This window comes from Cryobacterium tepidiphilum (assembly GCF_003716325.1).
GTDB lineage: Bacteria > Actinomycetota > Actinomycetes > Actinomycetales > Microbacteriaceae > Cryobacterium > Cryobacterium tepidiphilum.
On sequence record NZ_RDSR01000029.1, the window covers coordinates 1 to 21,260 of the forward strand.

Sequence of the window (21,260 nt, forward strand, 5' to 3'; positions counted from 1 at the left end):
CCAGCCTCAGCGTGAAATCGGGCCACCGTCCCGGACTGGGGTGACGGCAGCTCGACGGCGGACTTCGTCGTCTCGACCTCCACGAGCGCGTCGCCGCGCTCGACATGATCGCCCACCGACACTAACCACTCCAACACGGTGGCGTCGAGAAGACCCTCGCCCAGGTCGGGAAGAACCAGCGTTCTTTCAGCCACGTCGATACTCCAATACGCGTTGAACGGCCCTCAAGATCCGGTTGACACTCGGCAAATACTGGTCTTCCAGAGCTCCGGACGGATAAGGCACGTCGTACCCGGCAACTCGTTGCACGGGCGCGCGCAACGAGTCGAAACAGCGCTCGGTGATGATCGAGCTCACCTCGCCGCCGAGGCCACCACTGAATGGTGCTTCGTGCACGACCACGGCCCGTTTCGTGCGGCTCACGGACTCCTCGAGGCCGGCAACGTCGATCGGCTTCAGCCAGCGCAGATCCAGGACTTCGATCTCAACGCCGTCCTCTTCGGCGAGTTCCGCCGCGCGCAAGCACTTCGCGACCATGGCACCCCACGCGATGAGCGTGACGTGCTTGCCAGACCGGACCGCACGGGACCTGCCGATGGGCAGATAATCGGAGACCGGCACGTGGGGGTCGAACTCGGCCTTGTTCCAATAGCGCGCCTTCGGCTCCATGAAAACAACCGGGTCCGGATCCGCGATGCTCTGGCGAAGCAGCTGGTACGCCTCATTCGGGCTCGAGGGAGACACGACCTTCAGGCCCGGGACGTGAGCCAGCACGGACTCCAGGCTCTCTCCGTGGAATTCCGGGGCCCGGATTCCGCCGAAACTCGGCAGGCGCAGCGTGATCGGCATAGGTGCAGCGCCTCGCGTGCGATAATTCATCCTCGCCATTTGAGTGACGATCTGGTTCATGGCGGGATAAGCGAATCCGTCGAATTGGATTTCCGGGATGGGCCGGTATCCGTGCAGAGCGAGGCCGACGGCCATGCCGATGATGCTCGCCTCCGCCAACTGAGAGTCGAAGACGCGGTCGATGCCGAACGTCTCTTGCAGGCCATCGGTCACGCGGAACACGCCGCCGAGCTTCGCAACGTCTTCGCCGAAGACGAGCGTGCGATCGTCCTCGGCGAGCGCATGCTTCAGTGCGAGATTCAGGGCTCCCTGCATTCTCACGTGCGTCGCCGGAGTCCCCGACACGGTGCTCTTCGACTCAGTCATGGGTACTCTCCTGCCACGCGTGCTTCTGCTCCTGGAGTGTCGCCGTCGGATTAGCGAACACGAAATCAAAAAGTTCCTCACCCGGTCGGTCGCCCAGCGCCGCGAGGCCCGCGCGAACGGCGTCGGCGGCGCGCGCTGCTTCGGCTGAGGCGGCCAGGAAGAACTGCTCGTCGGCGATCCCTTCCGCACGCAAGCGTTCAGCGAAGCTCGCGATCGGATCTCTCGACAGCCACTTCTGTTCGTCATCGAGCGAACGATAGCGGCCAGGATCGTCGGACGTCGAATGTGGGCCGGCGCGATAGGTCATCGCCTCGATAACAGTCGGCCCGTCTCCGGCTCGGGCGCGAGCGAGTGCCTGTCGTGTTGCGTGAAGCACGGCGATGACATCATTGCCATCGATCTGCACGCCCTCGATGCCGTAAGCGGCGGCGCGCCCCGCGACAGTACCACCGGCGATCTGACGTTCGGCAGCGAGGGAAATCGCCCAACCGTTGTTCTGGCAGAAGAAGACGACGGGCAGCTTGTCGATCCCGGCAAGGTTCATGGCCTCGTGCACTTCGCCCTCGGAGCTCGCCCCATCGCCAAAATAGGTGACGGCGACGCCACCGTCACCGGAGAGCTGTGCCCCCTTTGCCCACCCCACGGCGTGCAGCACCGACCCCGAGACCACCGCGTTGATCGACCCGAAGCGCGAAGCCATCGGATCGTAAAGACCGCCGTGCCAAATACCAAGGTAGCTAGCCAGGTAGCCGACGAGATCGACTCCCATCGCAACCGCAACTCCAAGTTCACGATACGTAGGAAAGGCGAAGTCTCGGGCCAGGTCGAGTGCGATGCCGCTGCCGATCTGCGCCGCTTCTTGGCCGCGCAGTGGCGAATAAGCCAAGATGAGGCCCTCGCGCTGCATCGCGATCGCACTCGTATCAACCTGCCGTGTGATGAGCATCTTGGCATAGAGATCTTTGAGTAGTTCGGTGGACAGTCCCGCTTCTCCTTCAAGCGGTGTCGACGTCTCTGTAGTCAAACCCTTCACTCCTCACGCTTGGCTGCAATCTTTGACAGACCAATCGGCCGTCATTGCCACTCTCGTCGGTGGAATCAGCCGTCTTCGGTGTCCCACTCATTGTGTGAGGCTCAACACTGAAAGTAAATCGCTATAGAAAGAAGATATAATTCGATCCAGTCGCAGAAGCTTGGAGAGAAGAACCGTGATGGATGTGAGCTTGAGGCAGCTTGAACTGTTCGCCGCACTGCCGAATTTCACGACGCTGAGTACAGCCGCAGCCCACATGCACATCTCGGAGTCTGCGCTGTCGCAGGCCATCACAAATCTTGAGCGCGCGGTGGGGGCACAACTCTGCGTGCGACGCAAGGCTCGAGGCCTTACCTTGACGCCGACTGGCCAGGAGTTCGCCAAGAAGGCCCACCGGATCCTCCTTGACACTAGGGAGCTCATTCTGAGCGCCGGCGAAGGGCAGGAACTCCGGGGTCCCGTCAAGCTCGGCTGCTATTCGGGCTTCTCTACGAGTGTGATCCCCGAGCTTCTCGAAGGCTTCCCCAAAAGGCATCCTGGGGTGACCATCGAGTTCATGCTGGGCACGAACGAAGAGCTGTGCTCCGCGCTCGATGCGGGCCATCTCGACGTGGCACTCGTCTACGACGTGTCACTGCCAGCGGGGTACTCCCGTCGCAAGATCTACGCCACCGAGCTCGAAGTCCACCTTCACCCGGATCATCCACTCGCGCAGGCCGCCACGATCGACCTCGCGGATCTTGCAGACGAACCATATGTCGAAGTCGACGCGGCTCCCGGTGTTCGCAACGTCACTGACGCGTTCGCCGCGCGCGGCCTCCAGCCGAAGACGGCAGCACGAGTTGCCCACATCAGCCTGGTCGAGGCGATCGTGAGCCGGGGTATAGGTTACGGCCTTCTCATGTCGCGACCCAACGCGGCTCAGATAAGCGCGGAAGGGCGGCCGTTCGTCATCCGCCGCTTCGACCCACCGGTCACCCAGTCTCACGTCGTGGGAATCTGGCCCGAAGATCTGAGTCTCACGCCTCGAGCCTCGGCACTTCTCGACTTCGCGGCAGAGAGACTCGGCGGTGCTGGCAAGCCCGCTCCAGATACGGTGGCGGTCCCCGCTCAGGACAGGAGCGTGAACCCGGACTCGTAATGCGTCTTGGCGCTCGCTGCCAAGATGATCTGCAGGAAACCCATGGCCTCTAGTTCCCTCGCGCGCGAGAGGGGGCCCACATCGACCGCACGCAGTCCTGCCGACTCAATGAGGGTCGTGAGGGCGATCTTGGCCTCCGGATCGTCACCGGCGAACAGGACAGTGGTCGTTGTCGTGCCGTTGGTGCCCGCACTCAGCGTGTCGCCGAGATTCACATTGAACGCTTTGACCACTGTCGTATCGAGCGGGAGCTCCTTTGCAAGCTCGATCGCGGTCGAGGAGTCCGCGGGGACCAGCAGCTCGTCATAGGTCGTGAAGTCAATCGGATTGCTGATATCGATGACGACCTTGCCGCTCAGCTGATCCCGATAGTGCTCGAGAATGCTCGGATACGCTTCATAGGGGACGGCAAGGACGACGAGGTCGCCGGTGAGACGGTCTCCGACAACGCCGTACTCCGCATCCGAGCGCTCGAGCGACGAGCCTGCTCCGGCGCGGCGGCGAATGATTTGTATCGTCGCTCCCGCGCGCGCCGCGATCCCGGCGATAGCCGAGCCCATCTTGCCGGTACCGATGATGCTGATCGATGTCATGGTCATTAGATCCTCCTGTATCGCTTGAGTGCTCGTTCGGCTGCCGCCACGGCGTCGAAGTCGAACAGCACGCTTCGGCGGAAGTCACGGCCTGCACGCAGGTCTGCATCGCGCTTCTTGATGTCGGCGAATTCGTTTTGCGCGTCGAACTGCGAGCCGCTCCGACGCGAACTGTTCTGCAGGATCGCCGTGCGTTGCATACGAATGGCGGTGTAGCGCTTGAATGCCTCCGCGATCTCGTGGGCTCCATCGGCCTCCCTGAGGAAGAATGCCAGCGTGATGGCATCTTCCATGGCCTGATTCACGCCCTGGCCGGCATGCGGCAGCATGGTATGCGCTGAGTCGCCGAGCAACGTGATTCGTCCGCGCGACCAGTTCGAGAGCGGCTCGTGGTCGTAGAGGCCCCACCAAAACGTGTGATCGATGAGGTCGATGAAGCGGCGGAGCGTGGCATCCCACTTATCCCCGCCGAACTCCGCAGCGAGCTCACCAACATCACCCGGCGCCGACCACGATTCCTTAAGTGGCCTGTCGCTCGGCACGAACCCCACATAGTTGAACAACTTGCGTTGCTGCAGCGGGTAACACATGAAGTGCTTCCCCTCGCCCATCCACACTTGACTGATCATCGGCCAGTCGTCAGGAAGAAGGGCAGCGGCGATCACTCCGCGGTAGGCAATGGACCCGGAGTACACGGGGTGTGGGAGTTCCATAAGCGAGTCCCGCACCACCGAGTGGACGCCGTCCGCGCCAACCACTCCGTCGAACTCGTCGTGAAAGCCATTCTCGAATTCGACGCGGACACCCTCATCCAGGGCGCGAACCGACGTCAGTCGATGTCCCAGACGCACCGACTCCGGCGCGACCTCCTTTGCCAGAACGTCCACCAGATCGGGTCGGTACATTCCAATGTTCTGGTACCGCTTGGCCGTGTCTTCCCATGCCGCATCGGTCACGACGCTGCCCAAAGCATCCATGTAGATACCCGGCCCGTCGGGGGTCGCTCCCGCGCGCTTGACCGGCTCAAGCGCATCGAGCTTTTCGAGAACACGCTGGCCATTCGGGGCGACCGTGACGCCGGCGCCGACATCGCCGAGCTCGGGGGCTTGTTCGAACACGGTGACCCGGACATCTGCGATCCTCGTCAGCGCAATCGCAGCCGTGAGTCCGCCAATCCCTCCGCCTATGACCGCGATTCTCGTGGTGTGGCTTACCATTGCTTCTCCTCGCCTAGCCTGCTCAACACTGGGCACTGCTCCCACTCGCATCGCCCCAATGTCGACTTGATCCGGGCGTTGCACCTGCTCCCCTGTGCAGGACATCGCTTTCGGGGCCGGCCTCGGCGCATACGGAGTGGTTTCTCTAAGCTTGTGACGGCGTCCTCTATATGTAAATCACAGTTGTTTGAACATGTACTTTGATTGAATTGACATTTGAGGGAGAGCGACGAACCGGGCGGCCCTCTCGGATTTCGCCGATGAGCCGCTGATTCACTTCGATGGACGTGCGCATCGGTTGCGGTATCCCCGAAGCGGCACACGCTGCTCACCAGCCAGCGTCAGCCGCCTGGTCGATCGCCAGGTGGCACGCGGGTGCGTGGAGAAGGAGAGCGACCCGGTCGAAGGGCGGGGCGGGTCAGGCCGGCTCGCCGCCCGGGCCGGTCTGCAGGCCCTCGTCGACGGCTCCCCCGCCGACCGCCAAACCCATCCACGACAGCGCGGTCCACCCGCCGGCGGGCGAGCCCTCGAGCGCGACGACGGCGGTGTTGTGCAACTCGTGGCGGGCGGCGAACTCCACGGAGATGTTGTCGGCGCGGGCCGCCGTCCACGCCCGGATCACCTGGCCGTGGGAGACGCAGGCGACGGTCGTGGCGCCGCTTGCGGCCATCTCCTCGATCACGGCGTCGAAGCGCCCGAAGACCTCCGCGCCGCTCTCACCCCCGGGCATCCGCCGGTCGAGGTCGCCCGCCGCCCAGCCGAACGCCACGTCGTGGTATCGCTCCACCGAGACGCGGTCGTTGTTCATCTCGAGGTCGCCTGCCCCCACCTCGCGAAGGCCCTCGCGCACGATGACGGGCAGCCCGAGCGCGTCGGCGAGCGGTGCGATGGTGAGCTGGGCGCGGGTCTGAACGGATGCGTAGAGCGCGTCGATCGGTTCATCCGCGAGGGCGTTCGGGATCGCCGCCGCCTGCTGGAGGCCGAGCGGCGTGAGCCCCGGGCCGGGAACCAGGGTGTCGAGAGCGCCCCGCACGTTCGATGGCGTCTGGCCGTGCCTGATCAGCAGTAACCGCACCTTGTTCCTCTCGTCGGACTCGGCCGGAACGCACGTCACTCCCCCTCGACGCCCCGGGCACCGATCCTATATCGTTGTGTCGTCCGGGCGCCGAGCGCGTTCCGGTGCTCGAAAAAGGGGCACGTAGCCGACGATGACGTGGGCGAGACACATATCGGATTCGTTCCCGTGTGTGTCTTGAAAGGCTTCGCCATGTCCACTGTCCCCACCCACGTCGCCGTCACCCTCGCCCAGCACATCGACCACGTGTTCGGGGTGATGGGCAACGGCAACGCCCATTTCCTCGACGCCCTGCTCCGCCAGACCCCGGCGCGCTACACGTCGATGCGCCATGAGGCGGGCGCCGTGACCGCCGCCGACGCGCACTTCCGGGCCGGGGGCGGAATCGCGGCGGCGACCACGACCTACGGGGCCGGCTTCAGCAACACGCTGACCGCACTCGCCGAAGCCGTGCAGGCGCGCGTTCCCCTCGTGCTCGTCACGGGCGACGCCCCGACGGCCGGGCGCCGGCCGTGGGACGTCGACCAGACGGCACTCGCCGCCGCCGTGGGTGCGCGCACCTTCACGGTCACCCGCGACGAGGCCGCAGGCACGACGATCGCCGCGCTCACGCACGCCCTCACCACGCGGGCCCCCGCGATCATCGCCATTCCCTACGACCTCGCGAAGGAGGAGGCCGGCCCGCTGCCTTCGGCTCGCACGCTGCAGCTGCCGGCACCGTCGTCGATCACCGGAGTGGTCGGTTCCCCCGCGGTGTCGGCCCTCGCGCACACGCTGGCCGACGCGAACCGTCCCTTCCTGCTCGCGGGCCGCGGCGCGTGGCTCGCCGATGCCGGCGCGGCGCTCGGGGACCTCGCCGAGGCGACCGGTGCGATCACCGGGTCGACGGCGCTCGCCCGGGGTATCTTCCCGGCCGCGCGGTTCGACCTCGGCGTCACCGGCGGCTTCGGGGCAGCGGGTGCGATGGAGCTGGTCCGCGACGCCGACGTCGCCGTGGTCTTCGGTGCGTCCCTGAACCAGTTCACGATGCGCTTCGGCGACCTCTTCGCCCCTGGTACCCACGTCGTGCAGGTCGACCTCGCCCCCGCTCCGACGCATGCGCGCGTGGATGACCACATCGAGGGCGATGCCGCGCTCGTGGCATCCGCCCTCGTCGCCGAGCTGGCGTCCCTGGGCGGTGGGCGCAGCGGATGGCGGGAGTCGATCGATGTGGCCCCGCTCCTGGCCCGCGAACCGGGCGACACGGTGGCCCCTGACGGGCGGCTCGACCCGCGCTCGGCGGCGGTGCGCATCGGCGAGTTGCTGCCCGAAGACCGCGTGGTGGTCTCCGACGGCGGCCACTTCATCGGGTGGGCGAACATGTACTGGCCGGTGGCGTCACCCGAGCGGATGATCATGGTCGGCACGGCGTACCAGTCCATCGGGCTCGGGTTTCCCAGCGTTCCCGGTGCCGCCCTCGCCCGACCGGAGGCGACGATCGTGCTCAGCACCGGGGACGGCGGGGGCCTCATGGCGCTCGCCGACCTCGATTCTGCCGTGCGGGCGGCCGCCGGCCGGGGCCTCGCGGTCGTCTGGAACGACGGCGCCTACGGGGCGGAGGTGAACCTCTACGGCCTCCAGGGCCTCGCGCCGGAACCCATGCGGATTCCGGAGGTGGACTTCGCTGCCCTCGCCCGCGGCGTGGGTGCCGAGGGCGTCGTCGTCCGCACGCTCGGTGACCTCGACCGGCTCGGGGAATGGACCAGCACCCCGGTCGGCGACCGGCCGTTCCTGCTTCTCGACCTCCGCGTGTCGACACACGTGATCGCGCCGTACCAGCAGGAGATCATCCGCGTGAACTCCTGACCGGCTCCTAGGCCGGCTGCTCCACAGCCGCCGCTCCCGCCGCGGTCACCGGGCGCATGATCGGTGCGAAGTGAGCGGCGAGTGCCTCGGTGTCGGTCAACGGAAGGACGGCGGCGACGTACTGGTCGGGACGCACGACGACGACGCAGCCGGTGTTCCGGTCGATTCCGCGCAGGTCGAAGATGTCCGCCGTGTTATCGGTGGCGTACACCTTTTCATAGTCGATGAGTCCGAACGGGCCGACCCGAGGCAGGAACATCCCGGGCACCCGACCGAGATCGACATCGACATGCCGCTGCTGGTAGACGACCTTGACGTCGAAAACGCTGTCCGGGTCGGTGGCAGCGGGCGTGTATGTCAGCACCGGTGAGTCGGGCGAGCTTGCCAGCCACTGCGCCCAGTCGGCGACGGCGGACGCCTCGCCTGGAGCGGGGGCGTCGGCGAATGCGTACAGGCGCCAGCGCCCGTCCGCCCGGTGATGGTGCCCCAGGTGGACGGGGTTGCCGTCGGCGACGCGGGCGACCGGTGCGGACTTGAAGCGCTTGCCCACGGGGAACCCGGTGGCCAGGGACTGGTGCGCCCCGTCGCCGATCAGCATCGACGGCGCGTACTGGGTCATGAACCCGGCGGGGAATTCCTGCGTGCGCACGTAGAATTCGCCGAGTGCGGCGGGATCCTCGACATCCTCGGGTCTCGCGGCCATCAGGCTCGACCACTGCTTGTCGAAGTCGATGAGGTTCTGCGCGATCACTTGGCGCTCGGCCGAATAGGTGGCCAGCAGTGATTCCGGGCTCCTGCCGCTGATGACGTGCGCGAGCTTCCAGCCGAGGTTGAAGCCATCCTGCATGGAGACGTTCATTCCCTGCCCGGCCTTCGCACTGTGGGTGTGGCACGCGTCACCGGCGATGAACACCCGTGGGGTGCGCTCCTCCCCCTCGGGCACGTCGTCGAACTTGTCGGTGACGCGGTGCCCCACTTCGTACACGCTGTACCAGGCGACGTCCTTCACGTCGAGCGTGTACGGGTGGAGGATCTCGTTCGCCTTGGCGACGGCGGCCTCGACCGTCGTCGTTCGCACGGCGCCGCGGTCGTCGGACCTGACCTCGCCCAGGTCCACGTACATGCGGAAGAGGTAGCCGCCTTCGCGGGGAATGTGCAGGATGCTGCCCTTGTGCGACTGGATGGCACACTTCGTGCGTATGTCGGGGAAATCCGTCACGGCGAGGACGTCCATGACCGCCCAGGCGTGGAAGGCCTGGTCGCCGACGAGCGCGCGACCGATCGATTCGCGCACGGCGCTCCGCGCCCCGTCACAGCCCACCACGTACTTCGCCCGGACGGTGCGCACCTGTCCGCTATGGGAACCCGCGGAATGGCGCAGAGTGACCGTGACCGGGAACTCGCCGTCGTCCGCGACGTCGAGGCGCTCGAACTCCAGGCCGTAGTCGGGCGTCATCCGGCTGGGCGAGTTCGCCATGACCTCGGCGAAATAGTCGAGCACCCGGGCCTGGTTGACGATGAGGTGCGGGAACTCGCTGATCCCCGCCGGGTCGTCCTCCGTGCGCGCCGTGCGGATGATGCTCGTCGGGTCGGCTGGATCCGGGCTCCAGAAATTCATCTGGGTGATCCGGTAGGCCTCGCTGATGATGCGCTCGGCGAAGCCGAACGCCTGGAAGGTCTCCACGCTGCGAGCCTGGATGCCATCGGCCTGCCCGATCGCGAGGCGTCCGTCCCGGCGTTCGACGATGCGGGTCGTGATGTCCGGGAATTGCGACAGCTGGGCCCCCAGGATCATCCCGGCCGGCCCCGTGCCCACGATGAGCACGTCGACCTCCTCCGGAAGCTCGTCGGGGCGGTCCAGGCCGACGCCTGCGGCAGGGCTCAGGCGCGGGTCGTGCGAGACGTAGCCGTGGTGGTGGAATTGCATGGGACTCCTCAGGCCCGGGAGAGGCCGTAGACCGGGCTCTTGGTCTGCTCCGCCTCGAAGTCCGGACCCAGGGGAATACCGGAGCGATCCTTCAGCAGCAGCGTCGCGATGAACCCGAGCAGGGTGACGCCCGCGAGGTACCAGGTCACCGACACGGTCGTACCCGTGGCCTGGACGAGGGCCGTGGCGATCGTCGGCGCGAAAGCGCCCCCGAGAATCGCCCCGAGGGCATACGAGATGGATACCCCCGAGAAGCGGATGGACGCCGGGAACAGTTCGGAGTACAGCGCCGCCTGCGGACCATAGGTGAAGCCGAGGCCGAGGGTGAGAAGCGCGAGCCCGAGGAACAGCAAGCCGATGTTCCCGGTGTTCACGAGCGGGAAGAGGGCGAAGACGCCGACCAACTGCACGACCCAGCCGATGATGTACGTGGATCGACGGCCGATCTTGTCGCTCACCCAGCCGCCGAGTGCCGTGGAGATGAGCCAGGTGATGGCCGAGCCGGTGACGGCCCAGAGGACCGGCCCCCGGTCGAGCCCCAGTGGACCATCGGGGTTGGTGGAGTAGTTCTGGATGTAGCCGCCCGTGGTCATGTAGCCGACGGCATTGTTGCCGGCGAAGACGAACGCGGCGATGATCACCAGCAGCGTGTGCTTGCGGAACAACTGGACGATCGGCATGCGCGTCTTCTCGCGCCGCTCAGCGATCTCCATGAACACCGGGCTCTCCTCGACGCGGCGCCGCACGTAGTAGCCGACGAGCACCAGGAGGAAGGAGAACAGGAACGGGACGCGCCAGCCCCAGGCGAGGAAGGCCTCGCCGGGCGCGATGATGGTCATGAGGGCGTTCATCCCCGAGGCCAGGAGCAACCCGATGGGAACGCCGATCTGCGGTGCGGCGCCGAAGAATCCGCGGCGGGGCCGCGGCGCGTGCTCCACCGCCATCAGGACGGCGCCGCCCCACTCGCCGCCGGCCGAGACACCCTGCAGGATGCGGAGCAGGATCAGCAGCACCGGAGCTGCGACACCGATCGCCTGGTAGGTGGGGAGCACGCCGACGAGCGTGGTGGCCGCTCCCATCAGGATGAGCGTGACGACGAGCACGAGCCGGCGCCCGTATTTGTCACCGAAGTGGCCGGCGAGGAAGGCACCGAGCGGACGGAACAGGAAGCTCAGCCCGACCGTCCCGAAGGAGAGCAGCGTGGCGAGGGACGGTCCCGCGGGCTTGAAGAAGAGGTCCCCGAAGACGAGGCCCGCCGCCATGGCGTAGATGAAGAAGTCGTACCACTCCACGGTGGTGCCGACGATGGTGGCGAAGACGACGCGGCGACGGTCATCCGTGGTGGCTATGGTTCCCGTCGGGGTCAACCCGTTTGCTACTGCGCTCATGCGCTGGACTCCTTTGTCTGTTGGGTGCCGCCTGGAAAGGTCCCGGGGAACCTTGCCAGACGCAGCACCATGATATACGATTTCGGATACGAAACAACAGGCAAGGGAGCTCATGACGGAACAGCCGACGCACGACCAGGGCGACCCCCGCTTCGCCGGCCTGCCCACGCGACCGGGGAAGATCATCGCGGTGCACCTCAGCTATCCGTCCCGGGCGGATCAACGCGGTCGCCGGCCCGCCTCGCCTTCCTATTTCCTCAAGCCGTCCAGCTCGGTCGCGGCCTCAGAAGGCACCATCGAACGGCCGGCCGGTACCGAACTCCTCGCGTTCGAGGGCGAGATCGCTCTCGTGGTGGGAACGCCGGCGAGACGCGTGAGCGTGGAGCACGCGTGGGACGTCATCGGCTGGGTGACCGCTGCCAACGACTTCGGGCTCTACGACCTGCGCGCGAACGACCGGGGTTCCAACGTCCGCTCGAAGGGCCGGGATGGCTTCACGCCGCTCGGCCCGCAGCTGGTCGACGCGCGATCGGTGAACCCCGCGGGTCTTCGCATCCGCACCTGGGTCAATGGCGACCTCGCCCAGGACGACACGACAGCGGATCTCCTCTTCTCCTTCCCGCAGATCGTCGCCGACCTCGCCCAGCACGTCACGCTGGAGCCCGGCGACGTCATCCTCACCGGCACGCCGGCCGGCTCATCCGTCGTCGTTCCGGGAGACGTCGTCGAGGTCGAGGTCGACGCGCCGTCCGCATCCGGCTCCCCCTCCTCGGGACGCCTTCGGACGACCGTCGTGCAGGGTGAGACCGCCTTCGATCCCGCTCTCGGCTCGCTTCCGGGCGCCGATGACGCGCAGCGCGCGGAGGCCTGGGGTTCCCGCGAGGCGGCCGGCCTCCCCTCGACGAGCTCGACGCGGCTACCCGAAGGGCTGCGCGCCAAGCTCGAGGCGGTACCGGTCGCCGGCCTCTCCGCCCAGTTGCGCAAGAAGGGGCTGAACAACGTGACGATCGACGGCGTGCGTCCCCTGCACCCCGAGGCGAAACTGGTCGGCGTCGCGAAAACCCTTCGGTTCGTTCCCTTGCGGGAAGACCTCTTCGAGTCGCACGGAGGCGGATACAACGCGCAAAAGCGCGCATTCGACGCCGTTGGCGCGGGCGAGGTCATCATCATCGAGGCGCGCGGGGAGGCCGGCGCGGGGACCCTGGGCGACATCCTCGCCATTCGGGCCCACACCGGCGGCGCCGCAGGCATCGTGACCGATGGAAGCGTGCGGGACGCCGAAGCCGTGGCGGCGGTCGGAATCCCGGTCTACTCGTCGGGCGCCCACCCCGCCGTCCTCGGGCGCAAGCACGTTCCCTGGGACGTCGACGTCACGATCGCCTGCGGCGGGACCACCGTGCAACCAGGGGACATCATCGTCGGCGACGCGGACGGCGTCATCGTCATCCCTCCGGCGCTGGCGGAGGAGGTCGCGGACGCGGCTCTCGCGCAGGAGGATGCCGACGGCTGGATCGCCAAGCAGGTCGCCGCCGGGAATCAGCTCGAAGGCCTCTTCCCGATGAACGCCGGATGGAAGGCGAGGTACCGGGATTGGCGGGACACGCAGTGAGCCAGGCTGACGACAAGACGCTGAGCAAATCCCAGCGCGCCTATCACTACATCAAGGAACGGATCGCGCGACAGGAGTTCACGCCGGGTTACCGGCTGGTCCTCGGGTCCATCGCCGGGGAACTGGACATGAGCGTCGTTCCTGTGCGCGAGGCCATCCGTCAGCTCGAGGCGGAGGGCCTCGTCACCTTCGAGCGCAACGTCGGCGCCCACGTGTCGATGGTCGACGACTCGCAGTACCGGTTCAGCATGCAGGCGCTGTCTGTCATGGAAGCCGCCGCGATCGCCTTGGCCGCGCGCCACCTCTCGGCCGACGACATCAGCCGGGCGCGAGCCGTGAACGAGCGGATGACGGCCGGGCTCGTCGATTTCGAACCGCACACCTTCACCGCCCTGAACCGCGAGTTCCACTCGATCCTGTTCGCCCAATGCGCGAACCCGCGGATGCTTGAGCTCGTGAATGCGGAGTGGGCCCGGCTCGGGCACCTTCGGTACTCGACCTTCACCTTCGTTCCCGGTCGCGCCCAGGAGTCGGTGCAGGAACACGAGAACCTCCTTCTCCTCATCGAAGCGGAGGCTCCTCTCTACGAGATCGAGAAGGCCGCCCGGCACCACCGCTCGGCCACCCTCGATGCTTTCCTGATCCATGAACACCCCGACGAGGCGCTGCGCCTCCTGAGCTTCTGAACCGGAGGTTCGAATGAGCCAGACGACAACGCAACCGCGAACGCTGCACGTTCCCGCCGACCTGCCCGATCGCATCCAGCACTACATCGATGGAGCGTTCGTCGACTCGGTCGACGGCGACACGTTCGACGTGCTCGACCCGGTCTCCAACGAGGTCTACGTGCAGGCGGCAGCCGGCAAGAAGGCCGACATCGATCGCGCCGTCGTCGCAGCCCGGAACGCGTTCCAACACGGGCCGTGGCCCCGGATGCTGCCGCGCGAGCGTTCCCGCATCCTGCACCGCATCGCCGACATCGTGGAGTCACGCGACGCACGCCTGGCCGAACTCGAGAGCTTCGACTCGGGCCTGCCGATCACCCAGGCCCTCGGACAGGCGCGGCGGGCGGCCGAGAACTTCCGGTTCTTCGCCGACCTCATCGTCGCCCAGGCGGACGACACCTTCAAGGTGCCCGGACGCCAGATCAACTACGTCAACCGCAAGCCGATCGGCGTCGCCGGATTGATCACCCCCTGGAACACCCCGTTCATGCTCGAGTCGTGGAAGCTCGGGCCAGCGCTCGCGACCGGCAACACCGTCGTGCTCAAGCCCGCCGAGTTCACTCCGCTGTCCGCATCGCTGTGGGCCGGCATCTTCGAGGAGGCCGGCCTCCCGAAAGGCGTCTTCAACCTCGTCAACGGCCTCGGCGAGGATGCCGGCGACGCTCTGGTGAAGCATCCGGATGTTCCCCTCATCTCGTTCACGGGCGAGAGCCGCACCGGCCAGATCATCTTCGGCAACGCTGCGCCGTTCCTGAAGGGCCTGTCGATGGAACTCGGCGGCAAGTCACCGGCGATCGTCTTTGCCGACGCCGACCTTGAGGCCGCCGTCGACGCCACTATCTTCGGCGTGTTCTCCCTCAACGGCGAAAGGTGCACGGCGGGCAGCCGCATCCTCGTGCAGCGCGAGATCTACGACGAGTTCGTGGAGCGCTACGCGGCGCAGGCGAAGCGGGTCGTCGTGGGTTACCCGCACGACGGCGACACCGAGGTCGGTGCCCTCGTGCACCCGGAGCATTTCGACAAGGTCATGAGCTACATCGAGATCGGCAAGTCCGAGGCCCGGCTCGTCGCTGGTGGTGGCCGCCCCGATGCCTTCCCCACCGGGAACTTCGTCGAGCCGACCGTCTTCGTGGATGTGCCGAGCGACGCCCGCATCTTTCAGGAGGAGATCTTCGGACCCGTGGTCGCGATCACGCCGTTCGACACCGAAGAGGAAGCGCTCGTCCTCGCCAACGGCGTGCGGTATGGCCTCGCGGCGTACCTCTGGACCAACGACCTCAAGCGCGCCCACAACTTCGCCCAGGCGATCGAGGCGGGCATGGTGTGGCTGAACTCCAACAATGTGCGCGATCTGCGCACCCCGTTCGGCGGCGTCAAGGCTTCCGGCCTGGGACACGAGGGCGGATACCGTTCCATCGACTTCTACACCGACCAGCAGGCGGTGCACATCACCCTCGGCGCCGTCCACAACCCCTCCTTCGGCAAGTCCGCGCCTCCTCAAGAGGTCGCGGAGGCGGCGGAGGAGGAGGCATTCTGACCTGCCCCGACGACACAGACCAGTACCCTCACGCAAGGACGCCTGACATGACCATCACCCCCGAAGCCCCTGAGCCTGTCGTCACGGCGACCGACCCCATCCGCTCGTCGAATGCCATCCCGACCCCCAGCGCACCGCCGCCCGACATCCTGCGCTGCGCCTACATGGAACTCGTCGTCACCGACCTCGAGCTCTCCCGCAAGTTCTACGTGGATGTGCTCGATCTGGTGGTCACCGAGGAGGACGAGAACACCGTCTACCTGCGCTCGTTCGAGGAGTTCATCCATCACAACCTCGTGCTGCGCAAGGGACCGGTGGCGGCGGTCGCCGCGTTCTCGTACCGCGTGCGCTCGCCCGAGGACCTCGACAAGGCGGTCGCGTTCTACACCGAGCTCGGTTGCCGCGTCGAGCGCCGCAAGGAGGGTTTCACCAAGGGCATCGGCGAGGCGGTCCGCGTCGAGGACCCGCTCGGATTCCCGTACGAGTTCTTCTACGACGTCGAGCACGTCGAACGCCTCGCCTGGCGCTACGACCTGTACACGCCGGGTGCCCTGGTGCGGCTCGATCACTTCAACCAGGTGACACCGGATGTCCCCCGCGCAGTGAAGTACATGGAGGATCTCGGGTTCCGTGTCACCGAGGACATCCAGGACGGCGACGGCACCGTGTACGCCGCGTGGATGCGACGGAAGCCCACGGTCCACGACACCGCGATGACCGGTGGCGACGGACCACGCATGCACCACGTCGCCTTCGCCACCCACGAGAAGCACAACATCATCGCGATCTGCGACAAGCTGGGCGCCCTGCGACGCTCAGACGCGATCGAGCGTGGGCCGGGCCGGCACGGCGTGTCCAACGCGTTCTACCTCTACCTTCGCGACCCCGACGGCCACCGCGTGGAGATCTACACGCAGGACTACTACACCGGGGACCCCGACAACCCTGTGGTCACGTGGGACGTGCACGACAACCAGCGCCGCGATTGGTGGGGCAACCCGGTCGTGCCGAGCTGGTACACCGAGGCGTCCCTGGTCCTCGACCTCGACGGCAACCCGCAGCCGCTCGTCTCACGCACGGACTCCTCCGAAATGGCGGTCACCATCGGCGCCGACGGCTTCTCGTACACGCGCAAAGACGACGAGGACATGCCCGAGTGGAAGAAGGGCGAGTACAAGCTGGGCGCCCAGCTGTAGTCTCACCGAGGAGAACAATGCTGCCTGCAGAGACAATCACCGCCATCGCCGATGAGCTGGCCGGCGCCGAGCGCGACCGCACGACGGTGCCGCTCCTGACCATGCGCTATCCCGGTATGACGGTCGAGGACTCCTACGCCGTGCAGAACGAGTGGCGTCGCCGCGGAACCGCCGCCGGGAGACGACCCGTGGGCCGGAAGATCGGGCTCACCTCCAAGGTCATGCAGGCTGCGACGGGCATCACCGAACCGGACTACGGGGCGATCTTCGCCGACATGGTGTTCGAGAACGGCGCGATCATCGAGCACGGCCGGTTCTCCAATGTGCGGGTCGAGGTCGAGCTGGCATTCGTGCTGCGCGAGGCGATCGACGGTCCGGATGCGACGGTGTTCGACGTCCTGCGGGCGACCGAGTACGTGGTCCCGGCGCTCGAGATCCTGTCGTCGCGCATCGAGATGACCGGCCGGACGATCGTCGACACCATCAGCGACAACGCGGCCATGGGCGGTATGGTCTACGGCGGCAATCCGACGCCGCCCGGCGCGGTGGACCTCCGATGGGTCTCTGCCCTGCTCTATCGCAACGAGGCGATCGAGGAGTCGGGCGTCGCGGCCGCGGTGCTCAACCACCCCGCCGCGGGTGTCGCCTGGCTCGCGAACAAGCTCGCCCAGCACGGCGACCGGCTGGAGGCCGGGGAGATCGTCCTCGCCGGCTCCTTCACGCGCCCGATGTGGGTCGAGAAGGGCGACACCGTGCTCGCCGACTATGGACCGATGGGAACCGTCTCGTGCCGCTTCGTCTAGCCCCGACATTCCGGCAGCGCCTGGACGGGGCGCCACGACCGCTCGCGGGCATGTGGGTCTGCTCAGGCAGCCCGCTCATCGCGGAGATCTGCGCGGGCTCGGGGCTCGACTGGCTGCTCATCGACATGGAGCATTCCCCCAACGGCCTCGAGTCGGTACTGGGGCAACTGCAGGCGGTCGCAGCGTATGACGTGACGCCTGTCGTGCGCGTTCCCGTCGGCGACATCGTCACCATCAAGCAGGTGCTCGATCTCGGGGCGCAGAACCTGCTGATCCCGATGGTGTCGTCACCCGACGAGGCCCGGGCGGCGGTCGAAGCGGTGCGATATCCGCCCCACGGCAGGCGCGGGGTGGGATCGGCGCTGGCTCGCTCCGCCCGGTGGAATCGTGTCGATGCCTACCTGGACAGCGCAGACGACCACGTGTCGCTCTTCGTTCAGATCGAGACGGCCGCGGGAGTCGACGCGGCGGCCGCGATCGCGGCGATCGACGGGGTGGACGGAGTCTTCGTCGGCCCGTCGGACCTCGCCGCTTCGATGGGCCTCCTGGGACAACAGACGCACCCGGATGTCACCGCCGCGGCCCTGCGCGCCTTCGCGGCGGTTCGCGCGGCGGGAAAGCCTGTTGGTGTCAACGCGTTCGACCCCGAGGTCGCCCAGTCCTACCTCGACGCGGGCGCCGGATTCCTGCTCGTCGGCGCGGACGTCGCGATGCTCGCTCGAGGGTCAGAGGCGCTCGCGGCCCGCTGGTCCGCCAGCAACGACGCGTCCCGCGCCGGCTACTGAGACTCCGCCTGCATTCGGGCGTCGAGGTCGAGGAGTGACGCCGCCAGGACGTCCACGCCGAGGGCGAGGTCGTCGAACCGGCTGAACTCCTCCGGCGCGTGGCTGATGCCGTGGTTCTGGCTCGGCACGAAGATCATGCCGGCCGGGCAGACGTGGTTGACCATCTGGCTGTCGTGGCTCGCGCCGCTCGGCATCACCCGGTAGTCGACGCCCAGCCCGCTGGCCGAGCGGGCGATTGAGCTCCGAACCCAGAGCGGCAGCACGGCCGGTGACGCATCGGCGAGCATCTCCACCTGGATTCCGACACCGCGCTCCTCGCCGACCCCGTACGCCGCGGCGATCAGCTGGCTGGCGGCCTCCCGCTGCCGGTCGCTGTCGATGTCGCGCACGTCGACGAAGAGGTGCGCACTGCCCGGAATGGTGGTGATCGAGCCGGGGCCCACCTCGATGCGCCCCACCGTGATGCGCGTTCCGCGGTGCTCGGCGTCGTTGGCGATCTCCTCAGCCGTGAGGATGACCTGCGCGGCCGCCGCGAGGGCATCCGCTCGACGGTGCATGGGCGTGCCGCCGGTGTGCGAAGCGCGCCCGGTGACGTCGATCCGCAGCCGGGTGCTGCCGGAGATGACATCGACGATGCCGACGCGCGCGCCGACCTCGGTCAGGACGCTGCCCTGTTCGATGTGCAGCTCGACGAAGGCCGCCCAGTCGTCGCGCCGCCAGACGGCGTCCTCCACGCGGCGGGGGTCGATGCCGACATCGGCCATCGCATCGGCCAGCACGACGCCGTCGTTGTCGACGAGCGTGCCGACGTCGCTGCTGGTCGTCAGTCCGGCCACGATCCGGCTGCCGGTGCAGGCCTGGCCGAACCGTGCGCCCTCCTCGGCAGCGAAGACCACGAACCGCATGGGGTGCACGTTCCGCACGTCGCCGTGGACGAACAGTCGCGCGACCTCCAGGGCTGCGACAACTCCGGCCACGCCGTCGAAGGAGCCGCCTTCGGGAACGCTGTCGAGGTGCGAACCGGTGCCGATCGCGGGCAGGCTTTCGTCCTGGCCGGCGAGTTCAGCGATGGTGTTGCCCGCGGCATCCGTCCACACGATCAGGCCGAGCTCGCGCATGTACCGGGCGAAGACAGCGTGCGCCTCGCGTTCGAGCCGGGAGTACGCCAGTCGCGTCACACCGGGGCCGGGCTCCGTCATCGCGGCGAACTCGCGAATGAGCACCTCGACGTCCTCGGCGCGTACGGAGGCGACGGCGCCCTGCACCATGGTCACGCTGCCCTCCCCGGGACGACGGGGCCGGCGATGTCAGCTGCGCCGAACAAGGCGCGGTCACCAGCGGATGCCGTCGACTCGGCGGCGAGGACGCTCACCGACGTCACGACGTGCGCCCCGAGCTCCTCCAGCCGCTGCTCCAGGGTGCCCTCGCCCGCTGCGCGGCGTGTGCGAACGATCGCCACCTTCTCGGACACGTGCAGTTCGCCGTGCACCGCGCCGGAGGCCGTGTCGACCACGGCGAACGGGATTCCGGTGTGCAGGGCGACCGCGGAGACGAGGGCGTCGTCCTGCCCGTGCGAACCGACCAGCCGGTCGATTCCCACGGGCAGGGTTTCCGCGATCATCCGCGCGAGGCGGCGGAGGATGGACGGGCGGGAGAGGATCATGAACGCGTCCACGTCGCCCCGGCGGTCCGCCAGGGCGCGCAGGTCGGCTGCCAGGTCATCGCGGTGCGACGCGCGATCCTGCGCCACCGCCGGGGGTATGGAGGCAGTGAGTGCAGCCATGATCATTCCTTTCCGTCAGCGTGCCGGGGTCGTGATGCCCGGTTCAGAGCTCGATGTGCTTGCGTTCCGGCAGCAGGAACATCGCGAAGAACGCCAGCACATAAATCGCCGGGAGCACCGCGAGGGCGAAACCGAAGCCGTGCGACGCGGCGATGATGGCGATGACCACCGGCGCGAAGCCGCCGACCGCGCGGCCGAGGTTGAACAGCACGTTCTGGGCCGTAGCGCGAGCCTCGGTCGGGTAGTACTCCGCCATCAGGGTGCCATAGCCGCCGAGCATGCCGTCGGCGAAGGCGCCCATGATGAAGCCACCGATGAGCAGCGCGGTCGGGTCCGTCAGCTGGCTGTAGACGAGCACCGAGAGGGCGGCGCCGACCTGGAAGATCCAGAAGGCCTTGCGACGGCCGAGGCGGTCGGCGACGTAACCGAAGGCGACCATTCCTGCCATCATGCCGATCACGGTGACGGCGGTCCAGGTGGCGGAACCGAGCAGGCTGAACCCGAAGCGGGTGCTGAGGTACGAGGGCAGCCAGATCATGATGCCGTAGTAGCCGAAGTTCTGCACCGAGTTCAGAACGAGCATTCCGATGCTGATGCCGACTGTCTCCTTGTCGGCCACGAGCATCCGGAGCGAGCGCACCGAGGAGACCGGGGCGAGGTTGTTCTCGGCGGTCTGGGCCTGGCGCTGGAGGAACTTGGGCGACTCCTGCAGCTTCTTGCGGAGAACGAGCGCGATGATCGCGGGGAACGCGCCGACGACGAACAGGCCGCGCCAGCCGAACGCCGAGATGATCGGGGCAGACAGGAACGCCGCGGCCAGCACGCCGCACTGGAAGCCGATGCCGACCCATGAGGTGGCCCGGGCGCGCAGCTTGGCAGGCACCGCCTCGGCCGCGAGCGTCATGCCGATGCCGAACTCACCGCCGATGCCGATACCCGCAAGGAAGCGGTAGATGGCGAGGTCGGTGTAGCCCTGGGCGAGCGCCGCGAGGCCGGTGAAGACGGCGAAGAAGATGACGGAGTAGCTCAGCATCTTCACGCGTCCGAAGCGGTCCGCGAGAACGCCGAACACGATGCCGCCGATGACGGCGCCGATGAGGGTGATGGTGGCGAGCGAGGCGGCCGCCGTGTTCGTGAGGTGCAGCGTGGCGATGATGCCGGGCAGTGCGAAACTCAGGACGAGGAGGTCGAAGCCGTCGAGACCGTACCCCAAGGCGGAGGAGAAGATCGCCTTACGGCCGTACTTCCTCTCGGCCCGGGTTCGTTCGAGTTCGGCCACATCCATCGGTGCGGCGGTGTCTGCCTTGCTGGTCATATCTACTCCTTTGTGGGACCGGCACTTCCATTATTCGGAACCGTCTTCCGAAGCTAGGGCATCAGTCTGACCT

At 67.2% G+C, this 21,260-nt stretch carries 19 protein-coding genes; 8 read left to right on the forward strand and 11 right to left on the reverse strand.

What is annotated here, in order from left to right; genetic code table 11:
- The 3 genes from EEJ31_RS13370 to EEJ31_RS13380 form a co-directional block, all read right to left on the reverse strand.
- Nucleotides 1-194: biotin/lipoyl-containing protein (locus tag EEJ31_RS13370; protein WP_123046812.1), on the reverse strand; the 194-nt coding region annotated here is incomplete at its 3' end.
- A complete protein-coding gene (locus EEJ31_RS13375) occupies nucleotides 187-1,215 on the reverse strand; it encodes an alpha-ketoacid dehydrogenase subunit beta (RefSeq protein WP_233563910.1) in 1,029 nt (342 codons plus the stop codon). The genes EEJ31_RS13375 and EEJ31_RS13370, both read right to left, overlap by 8 nt.
- Complete coding sequence (locus EEJ31_RS13380; protein WP_233563911.1) at nucleotides 1,208-2,239, reverse strand: thiamine pyrophosphate-dependent enzyme; 1,032 nt, start codon at nucleotides 2,237-2,239, stop codon at nucleotides 1,208-1,210. Before EEJ31_RS13380 ends, EEJ31_RS13375 begins: the two co-directional genes overlap by 8 nt.
- A gap of 187 nt (nucleotides 2,240-2,426) precedes the next feature.
- Here EEJ31_RS13380 and EEJ31_RS13385 point away from each other — a divergent pair, with 187 nt between their 5' ends.
- A complete protein-coding gene (locus EEJ31_RS13385; RefSeq protein WP_123046787.1) occupies nucleotides 2,427-3,389 on the forward strand; it encodes a LysR family transcriptional regulator in 963 nt (320 codons plus the stop codon).
- Here the strand turns inward: EEJ31_RS13385 and EEJ31_RS13390 are convergent.
- The 3 genes from EEJ31_RS13390 to EEJ31_RS13400 all read right to left on the reverse strand — a co-directional run bounded on the left by EEJ31_RS13390 (nucleotide 3,359) and on the right by EEJ31_RS13400 (nucleotide 6,274).
- Nucleotides 3,359-3,988 carry an NADPH-dependent F420 reductase gene (locus EEJ31_RS13390; RefSeq protein WP_325049351.1) on the reverse strand — a complete coding sequence of 210 codons (630 nt, stop codon included), beginning with the start codon at nucleotides 3,986-3,988 and terminating at the stop codon, nucleotides 3,359-3,361. The two genes, EEJ31_RS13385 and EEJ31_RS13390, sit on opposite strands and share 31 nt — an antisense overlap.
- Nucleotides 3,988-5,199, reverse strand: coding sequence for an FAD-dependent monooxygenase (locus EEJ31_RS13395; RefSeq protein WP_158603965.1), 1,212 nt, complete (start codon nucleotides 5,197-5,199; stop codon nucleotides 3,988-3,990). Before EEJ31_RS13395 ends, EEJ31_RS13390 begins: the two co-directional genes overlap by 1 nt.
- A 418-nt stretch (nucleotides 5,200-5,617) precedes the next feature.
- Nucleotides 5,618-6,274 carry a histidine phosphatase family protein gene (locus EEJ31_RS13400; protein WP_123046815.1) on the reverse strand — a complete coding sequence of 219 codons (657 nt, stop codon included), beginning with the start codon at nucleotides 6,272-6,274 and terminating at the stop codon, nucleotides 5,618-5,620.
- Between the two features lie 192 nt (nucleotides 6,275-6,466).
- On the opposite strand from EEJ31_RS13400, the gene EEJ31_RS13405 reads away from it, so the two are divergent.
- A complete protein-coding gene (locus EEJ31_RS13405) occupies nucleotides 6,467-8,119 on the forward strand; it encodes a thiamine pyrophosphate-binding protein (protein WP_123046789.1) in 1,653 nt (550 codons plus the stop codon).
- Between the two features lie 7 nt (nucleotides 8,120-8,126).
- Here the strand turns inward: EEJ31_RS13405 and EEJ31_RS13410 are convergent, their stop codons facing one another.
- Together EEJ31_RS13410 and EEJ31_RS13415 are read right to left on the reverse strand one after the other, a co-directional pair.
- The gene (locus tag EEJ31_RS13410) at nucleotides 8,127-10,046 is read right to left on the reverse strand and encodes an FAD-binding monooxygenase (RefSeq protein WP_123046790.1); all 1,920 of its coding nucleotides are present in this window, start codon (nucleotides 10,044-10,046) and stop codon (nucleotides 8,127-8,129) included.
- An 8-nt stretch (nucleotides 10,047-10,054) separates the two neighbouring features.
- Complete coding sequence (locus tag EEJ31_RS13415) at nucleotides 10,055-11,434, reverse strand: MFS transporter (RefSeq protein WP_123046791.1); 1,380 nt, start codon at nucleotides 11,432-11,434, stop codon at nucleotides 10,055-10,057.
- A gap of 112 nt (nucleotides 11,435-11,546) precedes the next feature.
- Between EEJ31_RS13415 and EEJ31_RS13420 the strand changes: the two genes are divergently transcribed.
- From EEJ31_RS13420 to EEJ31_RS13445, 6 genes are read left to right on the forward strand one after another with little or no spacing between them, the layout of a single operon-like run.
- A complete protein-coding gene (locus EEJ31_RS13420) occupies nucleotides 11,547-13,043 on the forward strand; it encodes a fumarylacetoacetate hydrolase family protein (protein WP_123046792.1) in 1,497 nt (498 codons plus the stop codon).
- Nucleotides 13,040-13,729, forward strand: a complete 690-nt coding sequence (locus tag EEJ31_RS13425) for a GntR family transcriptional regulator (protein WP_233563912.1) — start codon at nucleotides 13,040-13,042, stop codon at nucleotides 13,727-13,729. The genes EEJ31_RS13420 and EEJ31_RS13425 overlap by 4 nt, the downstream gene beginning before the upstream one ends.
- A 13-nt stretch (nucleotides 13,730-13,742) precedes the next feature.
- Complete coding sequence (hpaE, locus tag EEJ31_RS13430) at nucleotides 13,743-15,305, forward strand: 5-carboxymethyl-2-hydroxymuconate semialdehyde dehydrogenase (protein WP_123046794.1); 1,563 nt, start codon at nucleotides 13,743-13,745, stop codon at nucleotides 15,303-15,305.
- Between the two features lie 47 nt (nucleotides 15,306-15,352).
- On the forward strand, nucleotides 15,353-16,501 hold the full coding sequence (gene hpaD, locus EEJ31_RS13435) for a 3,4-dihydroxyphenylacetate 2,3-dioxygenase (protein ID WP_123046795.1): 1,149 nt from the start codon (nucleotides 15,353-15,355) through the stop codon (nucleotides 16,499-16,501).
- 17 nt (nucleotides 16,502-16,518) lie between these two features.
- Nucleotides 16,519-17,304 carry a 2-oxo-hept-4-ene-1,7-dioate hydratase gene (gene hpaH, locus EEJ31_RS13440; protein WP_123046796.1) on the forward strand — a complete coding sequence of 262 codons (786 nt, stop codon included), beginning with the start codon at nucleotides 16,519-16,521 and terminating at the stop codon, nucleotides 17,302-17,304.
- Nucleotides 17,289-18,089, forward strand: a complete 801-nt coding sequence (locus EEJ31_RS13445) for an aldolase/citrate lyase family protein (protein ID WP_123046797.1) — start codon at nucleotides 17,289-17,291, stop codon at nucleotides 18,087-18,089. Before hpaH ends, EEJ31_RS13445 begins: the two co-directional genes overlap by 16 nt.
- On the opposite strand, the gene EEJ31_RS13450 is transcribed toward EEJ31_RS13445, so the two are convergent.
- From EEJ31_RS13450 to EEJ31_RS13460, 3 genes are read right to left on the reverse strand one after another with little or no spacing between them, the layout of a single operon-like run.
- Nucleotides 18,083-19,357, reverse strand: coding sequence for a Zn-dependent hydrolase (locus EEJ31_RS13450; RefSeq protein ID WP_123046816.1), 1,275 nt, complete (start codon nucleotides 19,355-19,357; stop codon nucleotides 18,083-18,085). The genes EEJ31_RS13445 and EEJ31_RS13450 overlap by 7 nt on opposite strands.
- 2 nt (nucleotides 19,358-19,359) lie before the next feature.
- Nucleotides 19,360-19,872: a hypothetical protein gene (locus tag EEJ31_RS13455; protein WP_148040191.1), complete on the reverse strand. Its 513-nt coding sequence runs from the start codon at nucleotides 19,870-19,872 to the stop codon at nucleotides 19,360-19,362.
- Nucleotides 19,873-19,915: 43 nt separating this feature from the next.
- Complete coding sequence (locus EEJ31_RS13460; protein WP_233563913.1) at nucleotides 19,916-21,187, reverse strand: MFS transporter; 1,272 nt, start codon at nucleotides 21,185-21,187, stop codon at nucleotides 19,916-19,918.
- Between the last annotated feature and the right edge of the window lie 73 nt (nucleotides 21,188-21,260).

Excerpts from the sequence above, each read along its gene's own strand:
- EEJ31_RS13375 (WP_233563910.1), bottom strand. The coding sequence starts at position 1,215 with ATGACTGAGTCGAAGAGCACCGTGTCGGGGACTCCGGCGACGCACGTG.
- EEJ31_RS13385 (WP_123046787.1), top strand. The coding sequence starts at position 2,427 with ATGGATGTGAGCTTGAGGCAGCTTGAACTGTTCGCCGCACTGCCGAAT.
- EEJ31_RS13390 (WP_325049351.1), bottom strand. The coding sequence starts at position 3,988 with ATGACCATGACATCGATCAGCATCATCGGTACCGGCAAGATGGGCTCG.
- EEJ31_RS13395 (WP_158603965.1), bottom strand. The coding sequence starts at position 5,199 with ATGGTAAGCCACACCACGAGAATCGCGGTCATAGGCGGAGGGATTGGC.
- EEJ31_RS13405 (WP_123046789.1), top strand. The coding sequence starts at position 6,467 with ATGTCCACTGTCCCCACCCACGTCGCCGTCACCCTCGCCCAGCACATC.
- EEJ31_RS13410 (WP_123046790.1), bottom strand. The coding sequence starts at position 10,046 with ATGCAATTCCACCACCACGGCTACGTCTCGCACGACCCGCGCCTGAGC.
- EEJ31_RS13415 (WP_123046791.1), bottom strand. The coding sequence starts at position 11,434 with ATGAGCGCAGTAGCAAACGGGTTGACCCCGACGGGAACCATAGCCACC.
- EEJ31_RS13420 (WP_123046792.1), top strand. The coding sequence starts at position 11,547 with ATGACGGAACAGCCGACGCACGACCAGGGCGACCCCCGCTTCGCCGGC.
- hpaE (WP_123046794.1), top strand. The coding sequence starts at position 13,743 with ATGAGCCAGACGACAACGCAACCGCGAACGCTGCACGTTCCCGCCGAC.
- hpaD (WP_123046795.1), top strand. The coding sequence starts at position 15,353 with ATGACCATCACCCCCGAAGCCCCTGAGCCTGTCGTCACGGCGACCGAC.
- hpaH (WP_123046796.1), top strand. The coding sequence starts at position 16,519 with ATGCTGCCTGCAGAGACAATCACCGCCATCGCCGATGAGCTGGCCGGC.
- EEJ31_RS13450 (WP_123046816.1), bottom strand. The coding sequence starts at position 19,357 with ATGGTGCAGGGCGCCGTCGCCTCCGTACGCGCCGAGGACGTCGAGGTG.
- EEJ31_RS13455 (WP_148040191.1), bottom strand. The coding sequence starts at position 19,872 with ATGGCTGCACTCACTGCCTCCATACCCCCGGCGGTGGCGCAGGATCGC.
- EEJ31_RS13460 (WP_233563913.1), bottom strand. The coding sequence starts at position 21,187 with ATGACCAGCAAGGCAGACACCGCCGCACCGATGGATGTGGCCGAACTC.